General features: G+C 67.7%; 24 protein-coding genes and 1 pseudogene. 6 read left to right on the forward strand and 19 right to left on the reverse strand.

Annotated features, from left to right (window positions below; all coding sequences use genetic code 11):
- Window positions 1–44: 44 nt before the first annotated feature.
- On the forward strand, window positions 45–938 hold the full coding sequence (argB, locus tag QVG61_RS01380) for an acetylglutamate kinase (protein WP_289931527.1): 894 nt from the start codon (window positions 45–47) through the stop codon (window positions 936–938).
- A gap of 288 nt (window positions 939–1,226) precedes the next feature.
- Here the strand turns inward: argB and QVG61_RS01385 are convergent, their stop codons facing one another.
- On the reverse strand, window positions 1,227–1,901 hold the full coding sequence (locus QVG61_RS01385) for a DUF4124 domain-containing protein (protein WP_289931528.1): 675 nt from the start codon (window positions 1,899–1,901) through the stop codon (window positions 1,227–1,229).
- A 60-nt stretch (window positions 1,902–1,961) separates the two neighbouring features.
- Here QVG61_RS01385 and QVG61_RS01390 point away from each other — a divergent pair, with 60 nt between their 5' ends.
- Window positions 1,962–2,717 carry a sulfite exporter TauE/SafE family protein gene (locus QVG61_RS01390; RefSeq protein ID WP_289931529.1) on the forward strand — a complete coding sequence of 252 codons (756 nt, stop codon included), beginning with the start codon at window positions 1,962–1,964 and terminating at the stop codon, window positions 2,715–2,717.
- A 10-nt stretch (window positions 2,718–2,727) separates the two neighbouring features.
- Here QVG61_RS01390 and pyrE read toward each other — a convergent pair whose 3' ends face one another.
- The gene (gene pyrE, locus QVG61_RS01395) at window positions 2,728–3,369 is read right to left on the reverse strand and encodes an orotate phosphoribosyltransferase (protein WP_289931530.1); all 642 of its coding nucleotides are present in this window, start codon (window positions 3,367–3,369) and stop codon (window positions 2,728–2,730) included.
- A 102-nt stretch (window positions 3,370–3,471) separates the two neighbouring features.
- Between pyrE and QVG61_RS01400 the strand changes: the two genes are divergently transcribed.
- Together QVG61_RS01400 and QVG61_RS01405 are read left to right on the forward strand one after the other, a co-directional pair.
- Complete coding sequence (locus tag QVG61_RS01400; protein WP_289931531.1) at window positions 3,472–4,242, forward strand: exodeoxyribonuclease III; 771 nt, start codon at window positions 3,472–3,474, stop codon at window positions 4,240–4,242.
- A gap of 3 nt (window positions 4,243–4,245) precedes the next feature.
- Window positions 4,246–4,953 carry a sulfite exporter TauE/SafE family protein gene (locus tag QVG61_RS01405; protein ID WP_289931532.1) on the forward strand — a complete coding sequence of 236 codons (708 nt, stop codon included), beginning with the start codon at window positions 4,246–4,248 and terminating at the stop codon, window positions 4,951–4,953.
- Here the strand turns inward: QVG61_RS01405 and QVG61_RS01410 are convergent.
- The 6 genes from QVG61_RS01410 to QVG61_RS01435 all read right to left on the reverse strand — a co-directional run bounded on the left by QVG61_RS01410 (window position 4,943) and on the right by QVG61_RS01435 (window position 10,535).
- Window positions 4,943–5,395 carry a DUF4426 domain-containing protein gene (locus QVG61_RS01410; protein ID WP_289931533.1) on the reverse strand — a complete coding sequence of 151 codons (453 nt, stop codon included), beginning with the start codon at window positions 5,393–5,395 and terminating at the stop codon, window positions 4,943–4,945. The two genes, QVG61_RS01405 and QVG61_RS01410, sit on opposite strands and share 11 nt — an antisense overlap.
- Window positions 5,396–5,484: 89 nt before the next feature.
- On the reverse strand, window positions 5,485–7,464 hold the full coding sequence (locus QVG61_RS01415; protein ID WP_289931534.1) for a dynamin family protein: 1,980 nt from the start codon (window positions 7,462–7,464) through the stop codon (window positions 5,485–5,487).
- A 611-nt stretch (window positions 7,465–8,075) separates the two neighbouring features.
- Window positions 8,076–8,354 (reverse strand): DUF167 family protein, encoded by a 279-nt coding sequence (locus QVG61_RS01420; protein WP_354671174.1) that lies wholly within the window; start codon window positions 8,352–8,354, stop codon window positions 8,076–8,078.
- The gene (locus QVG61_RS01425) at window positions 8,354–8,917 is read right to left on the reverse strand and encodes a YggT family protein (RefSeq protein ID WP_289931535.1); all 564 of its coding nucleotides are present in this window, start codon (window positions 8,915–8,917) and stop codon (window positions 8,354–8,356) included. Before QVG61_RS01425 ends, QVG61_RS01420 begins: the two co-directional genes overlap by 1 nt.
- Window positions 8,918–9,745 (reverse strand): pyrroline-5-carboxylate reductase, encoded by an 828-nt coding sequence (gene proC / locus QVG61_RS01430; protein WP_289931536.1) that lies wholly within the window; start codon window positions 9,743–9,745, stop codon window positions 8,918–8,920.
- A gap of 79 nt (window positions 9,746–9,824) precedes the next feature.
- Complete coding sequence (locus tag QVG61_RS01435) at window positions 9,825–10,535, reverse strand: YggS family pyridoxal phosphate-dependent enzyme (RefSeq protein WP_289931537.1); 711 nt, start codon at window positions 10,533–10,535, stop codon at window positions 9,825–9,827.
- A gap of 92 nt (window positions 10,536–10,627) precedes the next feature.
- Between QVG61_RS01435 and QVG61_RS01440 the strand changes: the two genes are divergently transcribed.
- Window positions 10,628–11,665, forward strand: a complete 1,038-nt coding sequence (locus tag QVG61_RS01440) for a type IV pilus twitching motility protein PilT (protein ID WP_289931538.1) — start codon at window positions 10,628–10,630, stop codon at window positions 11,663–11,665.
- A 77-nt stretch (window positions 11,666–11,742) separates the two neighbouring features.
- The gene (locus QVG61_RS01445) at window positions 11,743–12,876 is read left to right on the forward strand and encodes a PilT/PilU family type 4a pilus ATPase (RefSeq protein WP_289932676.1); all 1,134 of its coding nucleotides are present in this window, start codon (window positions 11,743–11,745) and stop codon (window positions 12,874–12,876) included.
- A gap of 10 nt (window positions 12,877–12,886) precedes the next feature.
- On the opposite strand, the gene QVG61_RS01450 is transcribed toward QVG61_RS01445, so the two are convergent.
- The 11 genes and pseudogenes from QVG61_RS01450 to gshA all read right to left on the reverse strand — a co-directional run bounded on the left by QVG61_RS01450 (window position 12,887) and on the right by gshA (window position 22,342).
- Window positions 12,887–13,774, reverse strand: a complete 888-nt coding sequence (locus QVG61_RS01450) for a dihydroorotate dehydrogenase electron transfer subunit (RefSeq protein WP_289931539.1) — start codon at window positions 13,772–13,774, stop codon at window positions 12,887–12,889.
- Window positions 13,775–13,817: 43 nt separating this feature from the next.
- The gene (locus QVG61_RS01455) at window positions 13,818–15,119 is read right to left on the reverse strand and encodes a dihydroorotase (protein WP_289931540.1); all 1,302 of its coding nucleotides are present in this window, start codon (window positions 15,117–15,119) and stop codon (window positions 13,818–13,820) included.
- Window positions 15,116–16,054, reverse strand: a pseudogene (locus tag QVG61_RS01460) (aspartate carbamoyltransferase catalytic subunit); the annotation flags it as partial. The gene QVG61_RS01455 and the pseudogene QVG61_RS01460, both read right to left, overlap by 4 nt.
- Before the next feature lie 29 nt (window positions 16,055–16,083).
- Window positions 16,084–16,590: a bifunctional pyr operon transcriptional regulator/uracil phosphoribosyltransferase PyrR gene (pyrR, locus tag QVG61_RS01465; RefSeq protein WP_289931542.1), complete on the reverse strand. Its 507-nt coding sequence runs from the start codon at window positions 16,588–16,590 to the stop codon at window positions 16,084–16,086.
- 4 nt (window positions 16,591–16,594) lie between these two features.
- Window positions 16,595–17,023 carry a Holliday junction resolvase RuvX gene (gene ruvX / locus QVG61_RS01470; protein WP_289931543.1) on the reverse strand — a complete coding sequence of 143 codons (429 nt, stop codon included), beginning with the start codon at window positions 17,021–17,023 and terminating at the stop codon, window positions 16,595–16,597.
- Window positions 17,016–17,579, reverse strand: a complete 564-nt coding sequence (locus tag QVG61_RS01475; protein ID WP_289931544.1) for a YqgE/AlgH family protein — start codon at window positions 17,577–17,579, stop codon at window positions 17,016–17,018. Before QVG61_RS01475 ends, ruvX begins: the two co-directional genes overlap by 8 nt.
- 43 nt (window positions 17,580–17,622) lie before the next feature.
- On the reverse strand, window positions 17,623–18,468 hold the full coding sequence (locus QVG61_RS01480; RefSeq protein WP_289931545.1) for an energy transducer TonB: 846 nt from the start codon (window positions 18,466–18,468) through the stop codon (window positions 17,623–17,625).
- A gap of 99 nt (window positions 18,469–18,567) precedes the next feature.
- On the reverse strand, window positions 18,568–18,918 hold the full coding sequence (locus QVG61_RS01485) for an AF1514 family protein (protein ID WP_289931546.1): 351 nt from the start codon (window positions 18,916–18,918) through the stop codon (window positions 18,568–18,570).
- Window positions 18,915–19,973, reverse strand: a complete 1,059-nt coding sequence (locus tag QVG61_RS01490; protein WP_289931547.1) for an FAD:protein FMN transferase — start codon at window positions 19,971–19,973, stop codon at window positions 18,915–18,917. Before QVG61_RS01490 ends, QVG61_RS01485 begins: the two co-directional genes overlap by 4 nt.
- Window positions 19,970–20,938: a glutathione synthase gene (gene gshB, locus QVG61_RS01495; protein WP_289931548.1), complete on the reverse strand. Its 969-nt coding sequence runs from the start codon at window positions 20,936–20,938 to the stop codon at window positions 19,970–19,972. The genes QVG61_RS01490 and gshB overlap by 4 nt, the downstream gene beginning before the upstream one ends.
- Window positions 20,939–21,040: 102 nt before the next feature.
- Entirely contained in the window at window positions 21,041–22,342 is a 1,302-nt protein-coding gene (gshA, locus tag QVG61_RS01500) for a glutamate--cysteine ligase (RefSeq protein ID WP_289931549.1), read from the reverse strand.
- Window positions 22,343–22,539: the final 197 nt, after the last annotated feature.

Consider the following 22,539-nt stretch of genomic DNA (forward strand, 5'->3'; position numbering starts at 1 on the left):
GTGAAATAGCCGCTTCAAACGGCACCTATTAACAGGCCCTAGTCATGACACTGAGTGCAGAACAGGCGCACAACGTCGCCCACGTGTTGACCGAGGCGATGCCCTATATCCGCCGTTTCCGCGGGCGGACGGTGGTCATCAAGTACGGCGGCAACGCCATGACCGACGAGGCGCTGAAGAACGGCTTCGCCCGCGACGTGGTGCTGATGAAGCTGGTCGGCATCAATCCGGTGGTGGTGCACGGCGGCGGTCCGCAGATCGGCCGGCTGCTGGAACGGATCGGCAAGCAGTCGCAGTTCATCGACGGCATGCGGGTGACCGATGCCGAGACCATGGACGTGGTGGAGATGGTGCTCGGCGGGCTGGTCAACAAGGAGATCGTCAATCTCATCAACCGTCATGGCGGTTGTGCGGTGGGGCTGACCGGCAAGGATGGCGATCTGATCCATGCCCGCAAGCTGCACATCGAGAGGCACACCCCGGAGACCGAGGCGCCGGAGATCATCGATCTCGGCCATGTCGGCGAGGTGGCCAGCATCGACACCGAGGTGGTGAACACCCTGGTGGCTGGCAACTTCATCCCCGTGATTGCGCCGATCGGCGTCGGCGACGACGGCTTTTCCTACAATATCAATGCCGATCTGGTGGCCGGCAAGGTGGCCGAGGTGCTGCGCGCCGAGAAGCTGATGCTGCTCACCAACACCCCGGGACTGCTGGACAAGTCGGGCAAGCTGCTCACCGGTCTGTCCGCCCAGCGGGTTGCAGAGCTGATCGAAGACGGCACCATCCATGGTGGCATGCTGCCGAAGATCCGCTGTGCGCTGGATGCGGTGCAGGGCGGGGTGCGCACCGCGCACATCGTCGACGGCCGGGTGCAGCATGCGGTGCTGGTGGAGCTGTTCACGGACGAGGGTGTGGGAACCCTGATCCAGGCCTGAATTCTGTCCTGGCCTGTCCCAGGCGGAAGCCCGGATATGGCACCAAGGCAGGCTCCGTGGGTCGGGGTGGCAGGATGGCGCGGTACCCCTTGCGCCTCGATCGCGGCCTGGAGACCGCTCCTACGCCAACACATTGTGCCGCCATGCCCTGTAGGAGCGGCCTCCAGGCCGCGATCGGGGGATCCACGGTGGGCAATGCAATGCCCGGAGTCAATCGGACAGGCACAAAGCCGGGTTAATACCAGCCCGCACGCCGATCATGCGGGCCGCCTTGATGCAATATGCGGGCTAGCGTCGCCGCACGGCTTCTTCCGGCGGCTTGCGCTGCGACTCCTTGAGTTCGCGGAAGCGGCGGATGTCGGCCTCGAACTGCTTGCGGATCTCTTCCTGTTCCCGGCGCTTGCTGGCGATGTAGTCGTGATAGCGCTGGATCTGGGCGCGGGCGCCGAGGATGTTCTCCTGCAGGGACTCCGGGATCGGCTGGCCGAGGCGTTCGCGCTCGGCCGCCTGGCGGGTGTAACGCTCGAGATTCTGCTGCAGCTTCTCGATCCGCCCGCGGGTGACCCGGATCACGCTGTCGATGGCGGCGATCTTGCCGTCGCGGGTCATCACCATGTCGTCTTCGCTGGTGAAGGTGGCGAGCAGCATACGGTCGTGGGCGGCCTGTTCGGCCTTGCGCAACTCCTCCAGGCGGCGCTGTTCGGCGATGCGCTTCTCTTCGGCGAGCTGTTCCGGGGTCTTGGCCGCCTCCAGGGTCTTGACGGCGACGCCCTGTTCGTTGAGCACCTTGCGTTCCTGGCGGGCGTATTCCGGTGGCACCTTGTCGCCATAGTGGACCTTGCCGTTCTCGTCGGTCCACTTGTAGAGCCGGCCGGCCTCGGCCGCCGTCCCGCCGCTGGCCAGGGCCAGGCCGAGCAGGGCACCCAGCAGGCTGTGCCGTGGCTTGATCGCGTGCTGCATCATGAAGGGGTATCCTGCCTGTTTCCTGTTTCGCCTGGCCCGTAAAACTACCACAATCATCCCGTGGACGGCATTGCGCACATCGCCCTGTTCCTGGTCTCGCTGCTGGCCAATCTGTTCTCGGCCTTTTCCGGGGGCGGGGCGGGCCTGATCCAGTTGCCGGTGCTGATCTTTCTCGGCCTGCCTTTCGCCGTGGCCCTGGCGACGCACAAGCTGGCCAGCGTTGCCTTGGGTATCGGCGCCACCCTGCGCCACTTGAGGGAGGGCTCGCTGGATCGTGGCTTCAGCCTGCTGTTGCTGGCGGCCGGTCTGCCCGGTGTGCTGCTGGGGGCGAATCTCATCCTGCGCGTTCCCGACCGGGCGGCAGAGATCGCGCTGGGGCTGCTGACCCTCGCCCTCGGCCTCTACTCGCTGTTCAATCCGCGGCTGGGGCTACAGGCCGCGCGCCTGCATCGCAGCCGGCGCGGCTACCTGGTCGGTGCCCTGGTGCTGTTCGCCATCGGTGTCCTGAACGGCTCGCTGACCTCGGGCACCGGGCTGTTCGTCACCCTCTGGCTGGTGCGCTGGTTCGGCCTCGACTACCGGCGGGCGGTGGCCTACACCCTGGTGCTGGTTGGACTGTTCTGGAACGGCACCGGTGCCCTGACCCTCGGTCTGCTGAGTCAGATCCACTGGCCCTGGCTTCCGGCGCTGCTGCTCGGCTCGCTGCTCGGCGGCTACCTGGGCGCGCACCTGGCGATCGCCAAGGGCAATCGCTGGATCAAGCGCGCCTTCGAGGTCATCACCCTGCTGGTGGGGGTGCGCCTGATCCTCGGCTGAGGTCGGCGGATCAGACGCCGTAGCTCTCGCGGTAGGCCCGCACCGCTGCCAGATGGTCGCTCATCTGCGGCCGGTCGGCCAGATAGTCGATGAGCTGGTCGAGGCGCACGATGCTGATCACCGGGATGCCGATGTCCTGTTCGATCTCCTGGATGGCGGAACGTTCGCCGCGGCCGCGTTCCTGGCGGTCGAGGGCGATCAGCACAGCGGCCGGGCGGGCACCGGCGGCGGCGATAATCTCCAGCGACTCGCGGATCGCGGTGCCGGCGGTGATCACGTCGTCGACGATCAGCACCCGGCCGGCCAGCGGGGCGCCGACCAGGTTGCCGCCCTCGCCGTGGTCCTTGGCCTCCTTGCGGTTGAAGCAGTAGGGCAGGTCGCGGTCGTGCCGGTCGGCCAGGGCGATGGCGCAGGCGGCCGCCAGGGGAATGCCCTTGTAGGCCGGTCCGAACAGCACGTCGAAGTCGATGCCGGCATCGACCGCCGCGGCGGCATAGAAGCGGCCAAGGCGGGCCAGGCGGCGGCCGGTGTTGAACAGTCCGGCGTTGAAGAAATAGGGGCTGACGCGGCCGGATTTGAGGGTGAATTCGCCGAAACGCAGCACCTGCGCCTCGATGGCGAAGTCGAGAAATTCACGTTGATAGTCTTGCATGCTGTCGGATTCCCGCGAAGGTGCGGCCGCCCGGCTGCTGTGGGGCTGGGTCCGGGTGGCGGGGTCGTTTATCATACACAGCCCCACCGAGCGGAAAAAGCCATGCGCATCATCAGTTTCAACGCCAACGGCATCCGTGCCGCGGGCCGCAAGGGTTTCTTTGTCTGGCTGGCCCGGCAGCGCGCCGACCTGGTCTGCATCCAGGAGACCAAGGCCCAGGAATACCAGCTGCGCGAGCCGCTCTATTACCCGCGCCCCTTCCACTGCTTCTATCACGATGCCGAGAAGAAAGGCTACAGCGGGGTCGCCATCTACAGCCGCCAGCAGCCGGACCGGGTGATCATGGGCCTGGACTGGCCCGAGTTCGACCGCGAGGGGCGTTATATCGAGGTGCAGCTCGGACGGCTCAGCGTGGTCTCGCTATACCTGCCGTCCGGCTCCTCCAGCGAGCTGCGTCAGCAGGTCAAGTTCGAGGTCATGGATCGGCTGATGCCGCATTTCCGCAGCCTGCGCCGGCGCCGCCGTGAGTACGTGCTGTGCGGCGACTGGAACATCGCCCACAAGAAGATCGATATCCGCAACTGGCGCGGTAACCAGAAGAATTCCGGCTTCCTGCCCGAGGAACGGGCCTGGATGGACCGGCTGTTCGGCAGTGCCGGTTTTGTCGACGCCTTCCGCGTCGTCGATCCGCGCCCCGAGCAGTACACCTGGTGGTCGAACCGCGGCCAGGCCTGGGCCAGGAACGTCGGCTGGCGCATCGACTATCAGGTGGTCACCCCGGGACTTCGGGAGCGGGTGCGCGCCGCCCGCATCTACAAGGACCGGCGGTTCTCTGACCACGCCCCGCTGATCCTCGACTATGACTGGCCTTGAAGCATGTTGAGCGAGAGCGGATTCCTGGCTGCCCTGCTGGTCGGCCTGTTCGGCGGCGTGCACTGCATCGGCATGTGCGGCGGCATCGTCGGCGCCCTTGGCCTGTCGCTGCCCGAGTCAGGGCGCGCCAGGCTGGCGGCACAGCTGCCCTGGCTGCTGGCCTACAACCTGGGGCGGATCGCCAGCTACTGCCTGGCCGGGGCGCTGCTCGGCGGGATCGGCGGTCTTGCCGCCCACTGGGCGGGGCTGCGCGAGGCGCAACTGCTGCTGCAGCTGCTGGCCGGCCTGATGATGCTGGCCCTGGGGCTCTATCTGGGGGGCTGGTGGCTGGGTCTGACACACATCGAACGGGCAGGGGGGCGGCTGTGGCAGCGGCTGGAGCCGCTCGGCCGGCGGCTGCTGCCGGTACGCAGCTGGCCGCAGGCGCTGCTGCTGGGGCTGGTCTGGGGCTGGCTGCCCTGCGGTCTGGTGTACAGCGTGCTGATCTGGGCGATCGCCGCCGGCAGCGCCGCCCAGGGTGCCCTGCTGATGCTGGGTTTCGGTCTCGGCACGCTGCCGGCCCTGCTGGTGATGGGCAGCCTGGCGGCGCGCCTTGGCACCCTGCTGCGCAGTCCGCCGGCGCGACGTCTGGCCGGCGGACTGGTGCTGGGCTTCGGGATCTATGCCACGGGGCTGGCCCTGGCAGGCCTGGCCCGCAGCCTCAGCGGGTGAAGAACTGCTGGCGGAAGTGGACCAGGAAGGGCTCGGCGACGCCCTTGGGCTGGACGCGGATCCTGAAGTCCAGCGATTCCTCGTGGCTGACCGGGAATTCGGCGATGTAGTAGAGGGCGTTGGGTTCGCGGATCTCGCGGAATTCGAGTTCACGCTGCCGGCCGGTAAGGCTGGTGGAGGTGCCGCTCACCCTGGCCGGGGTCGGTGTGCCGGAGGCGCCAAGCACTTTTTTCAGTACCACGATATTCAGCATGCCACGGTTCTGGCTGCGCTTGATGGCGTATTCCTGGGCCACCTTGGGTGGCAGCATGTCCGTGTTCAGGGCATTGAAATGCACCACATAGTCGCCGAAGTCCTGCACGTTCTCGGCACGGGCCGCCAGGCTGGAGAACAGCACGGCGAACAGAAGGGAAAAGAGGAGGGGGTTTTTCTTGTTGGCCATGACAACACTCCTTCGGATGATCGCGTACCTTCGAGTATAGACCACCCGAAGGGGCTGCCGGCTTCGTTGCAGGTCGCTGGGTGGTCGACTCAGACGGCCTGGGCGACCTGCTGCGGATCCGTCAGGCTGTCCAGTTCCGGCAATGGCCGGTTCAGCACCTCGCGCATGGCAGCGATGGTCTCCAGGTCCGTGGCCAGGGCCTCGGCCTGCTGCTCCAGTTCACCGATCCTGGATTCCAGGGTGTCGCGCGATTCGTTGATGCGGCGCAGGGTGTCGAGCCGCTTCTCCATCACCCGCTTGTGGTCCTTGATCTGCTGGACCAGCGGGTTCATGACCTCCTTCAGCCAGCTGTCCGCCTCCTGGTTGGCGCGGAAGAAGATGCTGCGCGCCTGGCTGACCATGGAGATGAAGAACTTTTTGACCACGAAGCTCTGCTCGGTCATGGTGGTGATCGGGCTGTTGCGGAACAGCTCGGCCTCGTGCAGCAGCTGGTGCAGGTCCATGTTGTACTGGTCCACCGAGAACACCTTGGGGGTAATGGCCGGCAGGCCGTGCTCCTCGTGGAACTTGCGGTAGGTGGCGCGGATCAGGGTACGGGTCTGCTCGGCCTGCTGGGCGACCTGGTCCATGGTGTCGCGGGCGCCGTCGAAGAAGGTCTGCATGCCGCGCTTGATGCCGGCCGTGGTCCAGGCGCCGGTCATGTCCTTGCGGGTCTTGGCGATCAACCGGTCGAAGGCCTCCAGGCTCAAGGCATCGAGCATGGCCCTGGCCTGGCTCTTCAGCACCCGGCGGCTGGCCTGGAAGCTCTCCACGTTGCGCAGGTAGGCGGCCTGCTCCTCGCGCGACTTGGCCATCAGGTGCTGGATGACATCGGCGTTCTTGCCGCGCAGCGAGACGAGGTTCTGCAGTTCGCGCCGGGTCTGGTGCAGGCGGCCCTCGAGAATGCTGTAGGTCTCGTTCTGCAGCCCGCCGACCTCCTGCAGGATGTGGTCGCGCAGCACGGCCAGTTTGTTCGGCAGCACCTCTTCGGCGAGGAAGGCCTCCAGGGCCGGCAGCCGGCTGCGTTCCAGCAGGCCGGCGTCGTCGCGGACCTTGGCCACCAGCCCCTTCTGGGCGGAGAGCGGGAAGACCTGGGCGCTGTCGAGATGCAGCTGATCCGCCGCACGGCGGCGCTGGCTCTCGATGCTGGCCTCGATGCTGGCCTCGTCCTTGAGATCGTCCCACAGGGTGTCGATCTTGTTCAGGGCCACCACCAGGTGCTTGTTGTGCTGGCTGGTGACGCTGTGCACATGGTGTTCCCACATCTCCAGGTCGGATCGGGTGACGCCGGTGTCCGCGGCCAGCACGAAGAGCACGGCCTGGGCCGAGGGCAGCATGCTCACGGTCAGTTCCGGCTCGTTGCCCAGGGCGTTGAGCCCGGGCGTGTCGAGGATCACCAGCCCGCGCTTGAGCAGGGGGTGGGGGAAGCTGATCAGGGCATGGCGCCACATCGGGATCTCCACCGTCTCCGGGTGCTCGCCGTGCTGCTTGAACTGCGGGTCCTGGGTCTCGTCGTAGAGGCCCAGGGCACGCGCCGTCTCCAGCGGTACCCGCTTGGTCTTGACCACCTCGCGGAAGGTCTCGGCCATCTGTTCGGCCGACTCGGTGTCGAGCGACAGGTGCACCCAGTCCTCTGCACGCTGCTTGTAGTCGGCGATCGAGGTCTCCTCGCTGCGCGTCTCGATCGGCAGCAGGCGAATGTAGGCATGCCCGGCATCGTGGTCGTAGAACAGCTCGCTGGGACACATGGTGGTGCGCCCGGCATCGGAGGGCAGAAGCCGCCGGCCGTAGCCGGCGAAGAAGATGGCGTTGATCAGCTCGGTCTTGCCTCGCGAGAACTCGGCCACGAAGGCCAGGGTCAGGCGGTCCCTGCGCAGTGCCTCCATGGTGTCGAAGATGCGCAGGTTGCTTTCACCTTCGTCGAGCTGGTGCGCGTCGAGCCAGTCCTGGAATGCCTGCAGCGTCTGCAGTACGTCCGCCTTCCAGACGTCATAGGCCTGCATGCGGCGGCTGAACTGATCTTGCGGCATCGAGCATCTCCTCCCTCGTGTTCATGGCGCAGGGCGACCCAAGGTCGCGTGATTCCTTGTCGTGCTAGCGACCGTGGACAGGAAAACCTGAAGCGGAATTACAGGGGCTTAGGGTATCAGGGGCGGCATTGTGTGACAGCGTTCACGGCGCACTGAACCCGCCCAGGGGGCCTTTCATGGCCATATCGTCCCTGTATTGCAGCACGCCCCCCTTCATGCGCGCCGCCTTGGTGCAATATCCGGGTTAACCCGGCTTTGTGCCTGTTCGATTGACCCCGGGTATTGCCCGCCGTGGGTCCCCCGATCGTGGCCTGGAGGCCGCTCCTACAGGTCACGGCACAATGTGTTGTCGTAGGAGCGGCCTCCAGGCCGCGATCGAGGCGCAAGGGGTACCGCGCCATCCTGCCACCCCGGCCCACGGAGCCTGCCTTGGTGCCATATCCGGGCTAGCAGCCTGTCGGACTCAGGACTGATCTACTGCGCGGGTGGGAGAGCGGCCCGAATCTCCCCGATTTCTCGTTGCGTAGTGCCCACTATGCGCCTCGAAATCGTGAAGATTCGTTCTCGTTCTCCCACCCTGCTCGCTACGATCGCCTAAGTCCGACAGGCTGCTAGCAGCCGGGCGGCAGTCGCCGCGGGGCGTGGATGCGCAGCTGTTTGCTGCGGCTGCCGTGGCCGGACAGCAGCTCGACGCGGGAGGGGGCGACGCCGCAGGCATCGGCCAGGAAACGGATCAGGTGGCGGTTGGCCTTGCCGTCGGCCGGTGGTGCGGTGATACGGATCTTCAGACGCTCGCCGTGCACGCCGGCAAAGCCGTCCTGCCGGGCGCGGGGCTGGACGTGCACGCTGAGGATCAGGTCCTCGCCGTCCCAGCGGTACCAGCCGGGCATCAGAGCAGCAGGCGGAACAGCGGCAGGACCAGCATCTTCAGCACCTGCAGGGCGATCAGGGCCAGCAGCGGGCTGAGGTCGAGGCCACCGATCGGCGGCAGCAGGCGGCGTGCCGGGCGCAGCACGGGCTCGTTGAGGGCGTGCAGCAGGGCGGTGACCGGGTTGTAGGCGCCGGGATTCACCCAGCTGAGGATGGCCTGGATGATGATCGAGAAGACGAACACGTTGAACAGCAGGCTGACCAGTTCGGCAATGCTTACCACCAGCAGTGTCCAGGGCGAGAAGGCGCCGCCGCGCAGCAGCAGGATCAGCGCCACGGCGGCCATCTGCACCAGCAGCATGAGCACGATGGCGGCGCTGTCGATGCGCCCCAGCGGCGGAATCAGCCGGCGCAGCGGCAGCAGCGGCGGATTGGTGATCTTGACCAGGAACTGGCTGACGGGGTTGTAGAAATCGGCCCGTACCCAGGCCAGCAGGGTGCGCAGCATGATGGCCAGCACATAGAGGTCGAACAGGGTGCTGATCAGGAACTCCAGGGGGGAGATGAGATAGCCGGCACCCATCTACTGTTCCCCCAGCTGGCGGGCCAGCTCCTCGGAACGGTCGCGGGCCGCCCGCAGGGCCCGCTGCAGCAGCTCGCGCAGCCCCCCCTCTTCCAGCACCTGCAGGGCGCGTTCGGTGGTGCCGCCCGGGGAGGTGACCTGCTGGCGCAGCACCGCCGGCCCCTCGCTGCACTCGAGCGCCGTCTTGGCGGCGCCGAAGGCGGTCTGCAGGGTCAGCAGTCGGGCGGTCTCGGCCGGCAGGCCGAGGGACTCGCCGGCCGCCTGCAGGGCCTCCATGACCAGGAAGAAATAGGCCGGGCCGCTGCCGGAGAGGGCGGTGACGGCGTCCATCAGGGCCTCGTCTTCCAGCCACAGGGTGAGGCCGACGGCGCGCAGGATGGATTCGGCCAGGTCGCGCTGTTCGGCGCTGACCCGGGGATTGGCATAGAGAGCGGTAGCGCCGCTCTGCACCAGTGCCGGGGTGTTCGGCATGCAGCGCACCACCGCTGCCTCGCCGCCCAGCCAGCGTTCCAGGTCGCCGCTGCGGATGCCGGCGGCGATGGAGATCACCAGCGGCTGCCCGGCCGTGACCTGTGGCGCCAGTTGCTGCGCCACCTGGTGCATGACCTGGGGCTTGACCGCCAGCAGCAGCACGTCGGCGCCTTCGGCGGCTGCACGGTTGTCCGCGAAGGTGGCGACGCCGAAGGCCTCGCCCAGCCCTTCGAGGCGGGCAGGGTCGGGGTCGGCGACGCGCATCCGGCCGGCCGGCAGGCCGTCGCTGATCAGGCCGCCGATCAGGCTGCGGGCCATGTTGCCGCCGCCGATAAAACAGATGATTTTCTCGTTCATGAGGGCGCCATTCGCTGTTGGGGCGGGATGGCGGCTATTGTCGCCATTTGTGCCGCCCAAGGCAAAGCCGGCACAGGACTCAGCCCGTCTTCGGTCGACGCGGGCCGAAGATCCCGGTACCGACGCGCAGCAGGGTGCTGCCCTCGGCGATGGCCGCCTCCAGGTCGGCGGACATGCCCATCGACAGGGTATCCAGCGCCAGGCCTTTCTCCTGCAGCATCCGGTAGGCCTGGTGCAGGGCGCGAAATGCCGTGCGCTGGGCGCCGAAGTCACGGCTCGGTGCGGGGATGGCCATCAGCCCGCGCAGCCGCAGCCGCGGCAGCCGCCTCACCGCCTCGGCCAGCGCCGGCAGCTCGGGCAGGGCCACGCCGGACTTGCTCGCCTCGCCGCTGATGTTGACCTGGAGCAGGACGTTCAGGGGGGCGCGGTCGGCGGGGCGCTGGGCGCTGAGCCGTTCGGCGAGCTTCAGCCGGTCGAGGCTCTGTACCCAGTCGAAGTGTTCGGCGATGAGCCGGGTCTTGTTGGACTGCAGGGGGCCGATGAAATGCCACTCCAGCGGCAGGTGGCGCAAGGCGGCGATCTTCTCCAGTGCCTCCTTGAGGTAGGATTCGCCGAAGGCGCGCTGGCCGGCCGCGGCGGCCGCCGCCACATCGCTGGCGGGAAAGGTCTTGGAGACCGCCAGCAGGCGCACCGCCGCCGGCTGGCGGCCATAGTGGCGGCACCACTCGTCGATGGCATGGCGCAGCACCTCGAGCCGTCCGCGGATGATTTCTGCGCGCTGATCGCTCATGGCTGGCTATACTCTGTCCTGATCAAGGGACCGGCACAGCGGACGATAGTATTCAGAGCATGGCTTCAACATAGATTCATCAGGGGATAGGAATGGATATCGCAGAGCTTCTCGCCTTCGGCGTCAAGAATAACGCCTCCGACCTGCATCTGTCTGCAGATCTGCCGCCGATGATCCGCGTCGATGGCGACATCCGCCGCATCAACGTGCCGGCGCTGGACCACAAGCAGGTCCATGCGCTGGTCTACGACATCATGAACGACAAGCAGCGCAAGGATTTCGAGGAGTTCCTGGAGACCGACTTCTCCTTCGAGATCCCCAACCTGGCGCGTTTCCGCGTCAATGCCTTCAACCACAACCGCGGTGCCGGCGCGGTGTTCCGTACCATCCCCTCCAAGGTGCTGACCCTGGAAGAGCTGGGGGCGCCGGCGGTATTCAAGGAGATCGCCGACCAGCCGCGCGGCATCGTGCTGGTCACCGGGCCGACCGGTTCCGGCAAGTCCACCACCCTGGCGGCGATGATGAATCATGTCAACGAGACCCGCTTCGAGCACATCCTGACCATCGAGGATCCGATCGAGTTCGTGCATGAATCCAAGAAGTGCCTGGTCAACCAGCGCGAGGTGCACCGCGACACCCTGGGCTTCTCCGAGGCCCTGCGATCGGCGTTGCGCGAGGATCCGGACATCATCCTGGTCGGCGAGATGCGCGACCTGGAGACCATCCGCCTGGCATTGACCGCGGCCGAGACCGGCCATCTGGTGTTCGGCACCCTGCATACCAGCTCGGCGGCCAAGACCATCGACCGTATCATCGACGTCTTTCCCGCAGCGGAGAAGGACATGGTGCGATCCATGCTCTCCGAGTCGCTGCGTGCGGTCATCTCCCAGACCCTGCTGAAGAAGACCGGCGGCGGGCGCATCGCGGCCCATGAGATCATGATCGGCACCCCGGCGATTCGCAACCTGATCCGCGAGGACAAGGTGGCGCAGATGTACTCCGCCATCCAGACCGGCCAGGCGGTGGGCATGCAGACCCTGGACCAGAACCTGCAGGATCTGGTCCAACGGGGGCTGATCAGTCGTCTCGATGCGCGCAGCAAGGCGGCCAACAAGGAGCTGTTCCGCTGATTCCCGGCCGGGATTTTGCGTTGGCGGCGGCCTTGCGGTGAAATAGGTCGGGAATGACGCAGACGGAGGGACGGCACATGGAACTCAACACCCTGTTGCGGGTGATGGTGGAGAAGAAGGCATCGGATCTGTTCATCACCGCCGGTATTCCTCCCAGCGTCAAGATCGACGGCCGGATCCGCCCGGTCAGCAAGGATCCGCTCAGTCCCGAGCAGGCGCGGGAGATGGTCTACAGCGCCATGTCACCCACCCAGCGCAACGAGTTCGACGCCTGCCACGAGTGCAACTTCGCCATCAGCGCCAGCGGTCTGGGGCGGTTCCGGGTCAGCGCCTTCTTCCAGCGCAACCACATCGGTATGGTGCTGCGGCGCATCGAGACCGAGATTCCCAGCATCGAGTCGCTGCATCTGCCACCGATCATCAAGCAGCTGGCGCTGCTCAAGCGCGGCCTGGTGATCTTCGCCGGCGCCACCGGCACCGGCAAGTCGACCTCGCTGGCCTCGATGATCGGCTACCGCAACCGCCACGGGGACGGGCACATCGTCACCCTGGAAGACCCCATCGAGTTCATCCACCAGCATGACGGCTGCATCATCACCCAGCGCGAGGTGGGTCTGGACACCGAGTCCTACGAGGTGGGGCTCAAGAACACCCTGCGCCAGGCACCGGACGTGATCCTGCTCGGCGAGATCCGCACCCGCGAGACCATGGACTATGCCATCGCCTTCGCCGAGACCGGTCACCTCTGCCTCTCCACCCTGCATGCCAACAACGCCAACCAGGCGCTGGACCGGATCATCAACTTCTTCCCCGAGGACCGCCGCGACCAGTTGCTGATGGATCTGTCGCTGAACCTCAAGGCGATCGTCGCCCAGCAGCTGATTCCGGGAGCCGACGGCAAGGGCCGGCGTGCCGCGGTGGAGGTGCTGATGAACACCCCGCTGGCGGCCGAGCACATCCGTCATGGTGAGATCTACAAGCTGAAGGACCTGATGCGCCGCTCCAACCAGAGTGGCATGAAGACCTTCGACCAGGCGCTGTACGACCTGTACAAGGCCGGTGAGATCAGCTACGAGGATGCCCTGCACCATGCCGATTCGCCGAACGAGGTACGGCTGATGATCAAGCTCGACGAGGAAGATCCGGCGAAGCTGGCCGATGCCATCGGCAACCTGACCCTGGAGGACGCGGACAAGCCCTACCGGCGCTGAGGGCCGTGACTCAGGCCGCGGGAAACACCTCGCGGGCGTCGAACACCGGGCCGTCGACGCAGACCCGCCTCATGGCCGGGCCCGCCGGGGTCTCCACCGCCACGGTGCAGCCGGCGCAGCCGCCGACGCCGCAGGCCATGAACTCCTCCAGCGACACCTGGGCCGGCAGATCGTACTCGCGGGCCAGGGCCGCCACCGCCTCCAGCATGGGATGCGGTCCGCAGGCGAAGATCTCCACCTGCCGCCGGTGTTCCGTGCTGAGCGCCGCCAGCCAGTCTCGCGCCAGTTCCGTGATGTAGCCCTGATAGACCCCGGGCAGCTCCCGCTGGCTGGCGAGTCGGCAGGGCACCCCCCAGTCCTCCAGCAGCGGCATGCTGGCGATGACGCCGTCCGGCAGGCCGGGGACGAGGATCTGCGAGGGGCGGTGCCGGAAGGGGAAGGGCACCTCCGAGGCGAGCAGGGCCAGCGGCTGCCAGTGGGCGTCGGCCTTCAGCATCTCGGCCAGGCATATCATCGGCGGCATGCCGACACCGCCACCCAGCAGCAGGGCGCGCGGTCGTTCGCGGTGGGGTTCGAAGGGGCGGCCGATGGGGCCGAGGATGTTCAGCTGCTCGCCCGGCTGGCGCCGGGCGAGCAGTCGGGTGCCCTCGCCGACCACCTTGTAGAGGAATTCCACCCAGCCGGCCTGCGCATCGGCGCGCATGATCGACAGCGGCCGGCGCAGCGGCCGCTGCGGATCGACCCGGATGTGGGCGAAGCTGCCGGGCCGGGCATGGGCCGCGCATTTCGGTGCCAGCAGGCGGAGCATGAACTGCCCGCCCTCGAAGCCCTGGTGGCTGAGGATCTCGGCCTCCTCGACGAAGAGGGTGCCGCGCTGGGATCGGGCTGTGTCGTTCATGTCGATGTGCTCTTGGCTCGCGGGGATTATAACGCAGCGGTGTTCAGGGCTGGCGCTGGAACACCTGCCGGCCGCCGATCAGGGTATGGGTCACCCGGCCCTTCAGTTCCCAGCCAAGGAAGGGGGTGTTGTGTCCCTGACTGCGCAGGGTGTCGGGCCCGACCCGCCAGTGGGCCTCGGGGTCGATCACGATCAGGTCGGCGTTGCCGCCGGGGGTCAGGCTGCCGCTGCCGTCGGCGGTCAGGTCCAGCACCCGTGCCGGGCCGAGGCTGAGGCGCTCGATCAGCTCCGGCAGGGAGAGCAGCCCCTCCTCGATCAACCGCAGGCCGAGCGACAGCAGGGTGTCGAGGCCGCTGATGCCGGGCTCGGTGGCGGGGAAGGGGGCCAGCTTGGCGTCGGCCTCGTGCGGCTGGTGGTCGGAACACAGTGCCGACAGGGTGCCGCGGGCCAGGGCGGCGCGCAGGCCGTCGCGGTCGCGCAGGGTGCGTAGCGGCGGGCGCAGGTGGCACTGGCTGTCGAAGCCGGTCAGGTCGACCTCGGACAGGAACAGGTAGGGGATGGCGACGTCGGCGCTGATCGGCAGGCCGTCGTACTGGGCGCGGGCGATCATCTGCGCCGCGCGCGCGGTGCTGATGCGGCAGAAGTGGGCGCGTACGCCGGTCTGCTCGATCAGCGCCAGGTCGCGGGCCACGGCGGCGGTCTCGGCCGCGGCCGGGATGCCGGGCAGGCCGAGACGGGTGGCGACCGCCCCCTCGTGGGCGCAGCCGCCGGCGGCCAGCCAGTGGTCCTCGGCATGGATGAACACCGTCAGGTCGAAACTGGCGGCGTACTCGAAGGCACGGCGTTGCACCAGGCTGTTGGCCAGCGGCCGGCCAGCGTTGGACACGCCGCGGCAGCCGGCCGCCTTGAGCGCGGCCATCTCGCTCAGGTGTTCGCCGCGCAGCCCCTGGGTGAGGGCACCGAGGCTGACCACCCGCGCCTGGCCGGCTGCCTCGGCGCGCTGGCGGATCAGCTCGGCCACGGCCGGGGTGTCGATCATCGGCTCGGTGTCGGGCAGGCAGCACAGGGTGGTGATGCCGCCGGCGGCCGCGGCCCGGGTCTCGGAGGCGATGCTCGCCTTGTGTTCCTGGCCAGGCTCGCGCAGCCGTGCCGCCAGGTCGACCAGGCCCGGGCAGACCAGTTGACCACCGGCGTCGATCTCGCGCTCCGCGGTGAAGCCTTCCGGCACGGCGCCGACGGCGAGGATGCGCCCCGCGGCGATGCTGATCTCCGCCGGGCCGTCGACGCCGTTGGCCGGGTCGACCACATGGCCGCCGTGGATCAGGATCCGTTCGCCGCCGCTCATGCCTCACCTCCGCCGCTGCGCATGGCCATGGACATCACCGCCATGCGCACGGCGATGCCGTGTGTGACCTGCTGCAGGATCACCGAGTGCGGGCCGTCGGCGACCTCGGAGGCCATCTCCACCCCGCGGTTGATGGGGCCGGGGTGCATCACGGTGACGTCCGGGGCGGCCAGCGCCAGGCGTTCCTGGGTGAGGCCGAACAGGCGGAAGTATTCGTGCTCGCTGGGCAGCAGGGCGCCCTGCATGCGTTCGCGCTGCAGACGCAGCATGATCACCACGTCCACGTCGCGGATCCCCTGGTCGAAATCGTGATGGATCTGCACGCCGAGGGTTTCGGCCTCGGCGGGGATCAGGGTCCGCGGGGCGATCACCCGCACCTCTCCGGTGTTGAGGATGTTGAGGGCGTGGATCTGCGAGCGGGCCACCCGCGAGTGGAGGATGTCGCCGACGATGGCCACCCGCAGGCGGCCGAAGTCCGGCCCCTTGACACGGCGGATGGTGAACATGTCGAGCATCGCCTGGGTCGGGTGGGCATGGCGGCCGTCGCCGGCGTTGAGGACGCTGACGTGGGGTTCCACGTGGCGGGCGATGAAGTGGGCCGCGCCGCTCTCGGCATGGCGGACCACGAACATGTCGACGTGCATGGCCTGCAGGTTGCGCAGGGTGTCGAGCAGGGTTTCGCCCTTGGTGGTGGCCGAGGCGTTGATGTTCATGTTCAGCACGTCGGCCGAGAGTCGCTTGGCGGCCAGCTCGAAGGTGGTGCGGGTCCGGGTACTGGGTTCGAAGAACAGGTTGACGATGGTCTTGCCGCGCAGCAGTGGCACCTTCTTCACCTGCTGGGCACTGACCCCGGAGAAGGATTCCGCGGTGTCGAGGATGTCGGTGAGGACCTGCCGGTTCAACCCCTCGATGGTGAGGAAGTGGCGCAGCCGGCCCTGGGCGTCGATCTGCTGGTTGTCGCCGCTCATGCCGTCTTCTGCACCTCCAGGGTCAGGGGCTCGGGACCGCTCAGCTTGACGTGCTCGTCCGCAGCCAGCGGCATCTGCAGGCCGACCACGTCGGCCTCGATCGGCAGCTCGCGGCCGCTGCGCTCGACCAGTACGGCGAGGGTGATGGAGGCCGGCCGGCCGTAGTCGAACAGCTCGTTCAGCGCGGCGCGGATGGTGCGGCCGGTATGCAGCACGTCGTCGACCAGGATGATGTGCCGCTCGTCGACCGTGAACGGCAGCTCCGAGGGCCGCACCTGGGGGTTCATGCCGATGCGGGTGAAGTCGTCGCGGTAGAAGGAGATGTCCAGGGTGCCGAGCGGCGCCTCCAGTTCCAGCAGTGGGTGCAGGCGTTCGGCGATCCAGACGCCGCCGGTGTGGATGCCGACCATGGCGGCATCCTCGCGCCCGCGCCGACGCATCAGCTCGCGCAGTTCGCCGCCCATGCGCTCGAGCAGGCCCTCGATCTCTCTCGAATCCGCCATGTCCTCAGTCCCCCTGGCCGTCCAGCCAGTTCTGCAAGATGATCCGCGCCGCCTCGGCGTCGATGCGCGCCGGATCGCGCCGTGCCTCGGCCCCCAGCAGTGCCTCGGCCTCGTGCGAGCTGAGCTGTTCGTCCATCCGCCGCACCGGCAGATGGTAGCGCCCTTCGAGGCGGCGCGCGAAACGTTCCGCGGCGACCGTGCTCTCGCTGTCGCTGCCGTCCAGCCTTCGTGGCCGGCCGACCACCAGCAGGGCCGGTTGCCACTCGGCGATCAGCTGCGACACCGTCTCCCAGTCCGGCTGACCCTCCCGGGCCGGCAGCGTGGTCAGCGCCCGGGCGCTGCCGGTCAGGGTCGAGCCGACTGCCACGCCGATCCGGGTCCTGCCGTGATCGAAACCGAGCAGGGTGAGGGTTTCCGTCGCTGCCTCAGGCATGCCCGGTGTCGTTGGACAGCAGCTTGAGGTCCACGCCGAGCAGCGCTGCGGCCGCTTCCCAGCGCCGTTCCACCGGGGTGTCGAAGAGGATGCGCGGGTCGGCCGGTCCGTTCAGCCAGGCGTTGTCCGCCATCTCCTGTTCCAGCTGGCCGGGGCCCCAGCCAGCGTAGCCCAGCGCCACCAGGGCCCGCTGCGGCCCCTGGCCGGCGGCCATGGCGGCGAGGATGTCCTGCGAGGCGGTGACGCCGATCTCATCGGTGACACGCAGCGTCGCCTGCCAGTCGCCGAGCGGCTGATGGAGGACGAAGCCGCGTTCCGGCTGTACCGGACCACCCTGGAACACCGGCCGGTCGGCGACGAAGGGGTCGCCGGGCTCGATCTGGGTGTGGGCGAAGACGTCGCCCAGGCGCATCTCCAGCGGGCGGTTGATGACCAGGCCCATGGCGCCGTCCTCGTCGTGTTCGCAGAGGTAGGTCACGGTGTGAAAGAAGTTGGGATCGGTCAGCCCGGGCATGGCAATCAGCAGGTGGTTGCAGAGGGAGGGGGCGTCAGGCATGGCGATAGTATCCGGCAGCGGCGGTGGCGCCGCAAGCGGCGCTTCAGCGGCTCTGCAGGCCGCTGCTCAGGAACTCCCAGGTGCGGGTGATGTGCAGGATGTCGGTGTCCTTGCGGATCTCGCCGGGCAGCGGCGGGAAGGGGGCGGCCAGGCGGACGATGCGCACCGCGGCGTCGTCGAGGATCTTGTGGCCGGAGGAGCGCAGCACGCTGATGTTGTAGATGCTGCCGTCAGGGTTCAGCGCCACGTCCAGCAGCAGGTTGCCGGAGAGGTGCTGGCGGCGCGCCGCATCCGGGTAGTTGAGATTGCCGACCCGCTCCACCTTGGCCACCCAGTCGTTCATGTAGTTGGCGTACTTGAACTCGCGGGTGCGGGCCGAGATGAAGGTCTGCCGGGGGCGCTTGGAATAGGCCTGCAGGGACTGCTTGAGTTGCTCGTCGAGGCTGGCCAGTTCCAGGCTGCGGTTGATCAGCTCGGCCGCGCTCTTCGGTCGCTTCTCCGCTGGCCGGGGTGCCAGCTCGGTCTGTTGGACCCGGGTCGGGGCTTGCTCCCGGGTCAGCACCTGGGGCGTCGGCGGCGCCGGTTCCGGGGGCGGCGCGCTCTTCATGCGTGCCTCCTGGGCGAGCCGCGGCTTGATCTTCTCGCTGACGTTGCCGGCGCCGTCCTGGTTGTGGGCCGCCAGATAGTCGGCTTCCTCGGGCGGCGGGCCCTGGGTCTTCTGCACCAGGGTGATGTCCAGGGTCGGCAGCTGTTCCGGCAGCGGCTCCTCCTCCTCGGGGCTGAAGCCGAGGCCGAGAATGAACAGGGCGTGCAGGGCCAGGGCCAGCAGCAGGCTGACGAGCAGCGGGTCGCCGCCGGGGCTGGTGGGGATTGTGCTGTGGTTCGACATGCTGTCCTGGGGGCGGCGTGCGCCGTGCAGATACATGATTATACGCTGCAGGCGGACAATGTGGCGGCGGCGGGGCGCATTCTCAACCCCGGCGCCGGCTCAGGGTTCATCCGCCAGGGGCAGGTAGAAGAACACGAAGCGGCCACCCTCCAGCTCCACCTTCAGCCGGGCCCCGTGGCTCAGGGCATAGTCGACATAACCTGGCACCGCCGAGTCCGCATGGCACTCGCTGGAATGCTGGGGGGATTCGAAGTCCCGGTCGCGGTCGTACCAGGCGAGCAGCATGGCCTCGCCGAGGTGTTCCTCGGCCAGCCGCCCGGCCAGGGCCATGGCCGCACGGTAGTCGGCAAGGCGTTCGGGCGGATCGAGACGGATGACCTTCAGTCCCTCAGGCTCCGTCTGCCGGGCCGGGCAGACGGGACCCGCTGCCGGGTTGTCGGTATCGCTCATGGCGCTGTCTCCGGGGTCAGGGCCGCCGTCAGCCGGATCTCGGGCGGCGGCTGGCGCATGAATTGGACACGTGTCGCCATCGCCGGGTTCATTTCCACGCTGCCGTCGGGCTCGACCCGCAGCACGTAACGGATGCCCATCTGGCGGGCGATGCGCGGCCAGTCGGCGGCGTCGGCGATGAGCAGGGCGGTGGCCGCCGCATCGGCGGTGGCGGCCTGCGGATGGATCACGGTCACCGAGCGGGCGCCCTCGGCCGGCCAGCCGCTGCGCGGATCGATGATGTGATGGTAGCGCCGGCCGTCGATCTCGAAGTAGCGCTCGTAGTCGCCGGAGGTGAAGACGCTCTCGTCGCCGCCGAGTTCGATGCGTGCCAGGACACCGCCGGGACGCTGCGGGTCGCGGATGCCGATCCGCCAGGGGCGCTCGCCGTGACGGCCGATGGCGCGCAGATCGCCGCCGGCGTTGACGATGGCGTTGCGCACCCCGCGCCGGCGCAGCTGCTCGACCACCAGGTCCACGGCATAGCCCTTGGCGAAGCCGCCGAAGTCGAGCTGCACGGCGGGGTTGCGGCTGCGGATGCGATTGCCCTCCAGGATCAGGTCGCTCATCCGCGGCCGGGCGGCGACCTCGGCGGCGATGCGCGCCGGGTCCGGCAGCCGCCGCGCGGGCTCGTCGGCCTGGAAGCCCCAGAGGGCGATCAGGCGGCCGATGGCCGGGTTGAACAGACCGTCGCTCTGCGCCGAGAGGCGGATGGCCGGTGCCAGCAGGGGCTGCAGCACCGCTGGCACTTCGACCGTCTCACCGCCGGCCAGGGCCCGGTTGAGCCCCACCAGGGGGCTCTCCTCCCAGGCATGCCAGTCGTGATGCAGGCGTTGGAATTCCGCCTCGACCTCGTCCAGCAGCCGACGGGCGCGCGGCGGGTCGATGTCGAACAGGGTCACCTCGACCAGGGTGCCCATGGCGAGGAACTGGCGTTGCTGGCCGTCGGGCGGGGCGGAACAGCCGCCAAGCAGCAGGGCGAGGCCCAGCAGCAGGCTGGCGAGGCGGAGGCTCATGCCGGTCCGGCGGGGCGCCCGGCCAGGCTTTCCGCCAGACGGTCGAGCAGCTGGCCGGCGATGTCCAGTCCATAGAGGGCATCCAGCTCGCGGATGCAGGTCGGACTGGTGACGTTGATCTCGGTGAGATAGTCGCCGATCACGTCCAGGCCGGCGAAGCGCACGCCCTTCTCGCGCAGCACCGGGCCGACCTGCTGGCAGATCCAGCGGTCGCGGGCGCTGAGCTCGACCCCCACGCCGCGGCCGCCGGCGGCAAGGTTGCCGCGGGTCTCGCCCTCGGCCGGGATGCGTGCCAGGGCATAGGGCACCGGTTCGCCATCGATCAGCAGGATACGCTTGTCGCCGTCGCGGATCTCGGGGATGAAGCGCTGCGCCATGCACAGCGAGCGGCCGTGGCCGGTGAGGGTCTCGATGACCACGGCGATGTTGGGGTCGCCCTGGCGCAGGCGGAAGATGGAGGCGCCGCCCATGCTCCACAGCGGCTTGAGGATGATGTCCTCCTGCTCGGCCAGGAAGTCGCGCAGCAGTGCCGCGCTGGCCGAAACCAGGGTGGGGACGCAGCAATCGCGGAACCAGGCGGTGTACAGCTTCTCGTTGATGTCGCGCAGGGCGCCGGGGCGGTTGACCACCAGGGTGCCGGCGGCCTCGGCGCGTTCCAGCAGGTAGGTGGTGGCGAAGAAGTCGAGATCGACCGGCGGATCCTTGCGCATCAGCAGGACATCGAGCGAATCCAGCGCTGCGATGCGGGCACTGTCCAGCTGGTACCAGTCCTGCGCATCGTCGCGCACGCTGAGGCCATGCAGCCGGGCATAGGCGCGGCCGTCGCGCAGGAACAGGTCGGGGGCCTCCATGTAGGCCAGTTCCCAGCCGCGGGCCTGGGCTGCCAGCAGCATGGCAAAACTGCTGTCCTTCTTGACGTTGATGCCCGCAATGGGGTCCATCAGTATGCCGAGGCGGATGCTCATCTGAAGATTGCTCTCCCTGGGATGGCCATGCAACAGGCGGAAGGAATGGTTGCCACGAAGCCTACGGAATCAACCCCTGTCTTCCCTGGCGACGGTGGGTCTTCAATGTTCCGCCAGCTCGCGCGCGGCGGCGAGCAGTGCCAGGCGGGCGATCACCCCGTAGGCATAGAAGCGGTTCGGTTCGGCGTCCGGCGACTGGTTCTGGTCCGGATTGTTGCAGGGGTCGGCGAAGGCCAGGGGTTCGAAATGCATGCCCGGGGCGTTGAGGTTCTCGTGGGCGGCGCGGCCGGTGTGTACCCGGTAGAAGCCGCCGACCACGAAATGGTCGATCATGTAGACCACGGGCTCGGCCACCGCCTCGTTCTCGCCCCAGGTCTCGAAGGTGTAGACGCCCTCCTGGAGCAGGAACTTGCTGACTCCTCCGCCGCCCTTCATGGAACCGAGCTTGGTGCGTTGCTTGCGGTTCAGGCTGCGCACCTCGTCGACGCTGGTCACCGAGATGATGGCCATGCCGTAGGTGCCGGCGTCCGCCTTGATGACCACGAAGGGCGGTTTGTCGATGCCGTATTCGTCATATTTCCGTTGGATGTCCTGCAGCAGGTCCGCCACATTCTTGACGAGGCAGGCCTCGCCCTCGCGTTTCTTGAAGTCCAGTTCGCCGCAGTTGCGGAACAGCGGGTTGATCAGCCAGGGGTCGATACCCAGCAGGCGGGAGAATTCCCCGGCCACGGCCTGGTAATGCGTGAAGTGGGCCGATTTCAGGCGGCTCGACCAGCCGAGACCGGGCGGCGGCAGTATCGGTTGGTCCAGACCTTGCAGGAGTTGCGGGAGGCCGCCGATCAGGTCGTTGTTGAGGATCACCACGCAGGCCTCGTAGTCGGCCAGGCCGAGGCGGTTGCCGCGGCGCACGATGGGTTCCAGCAGCACCTGCCGGCCCGAGGGGAGGTCGATGCATTCCACCTGTTCGAGATCGGGGCGCAGGGAACCGATGCGCACCTCGTAACCGGCATTGTGGATGATGTCGCGCAGGGTGGCGAGGCTTTCCAGATAGAACAGGTTGCGGGTATGGTCCTCCGGGATCAGCAGCACCTTGGCGGCGGATTCGCAGACCAGCTCCATCTTGGTCTGCATGGCCTGGATGCAGAGTGGCAGGAAGGCCGGATTGAGATTGTTGAAGCCGGCCGGGAACAGGTTGGTGTCCACCGGGGCCAGCTTGAAGCCGGCGTTGCGCAGGTCGACCGAGGCGTAGAGGGGTGCCGGCGTCCGTCGCCATTCGCTGCGAAACCAGGCCTCGATGGCCGGCTGTTCCAGCAGCAGCAGGGTCTCGATCTGCTGCAGCGGGCCGGTGAGGGCGGTGGTCAGGTGCGGCACGGCCTGCCAGCTATTGGGGTCATGGTTTGGCATAAAGTTTGAAATGCAACGGACGCTAAAGAGGGTCGAGGAAAGGGACAATACTAATGGATATCCGCAGGCCTGCGTCAATTCCTTCGCCTCGCGAACGGCATGCGAGGGATGTCGGTGGTGACCGGCCGGCGCAGCTGCAACGCCATAGCTGATGGAATTATAAGATATTTTGTGCTAACTGTTGGCCTTCGCCCCGG

This window comes from Thiohalobacter sp. IOR34 (genome assembly GCF_030406045.1).
Lineage (GTDB): Bacteria > Pseudomonadota > Gammaproteobacteria > Thiohalobacterales > Thiohalobacteraceae.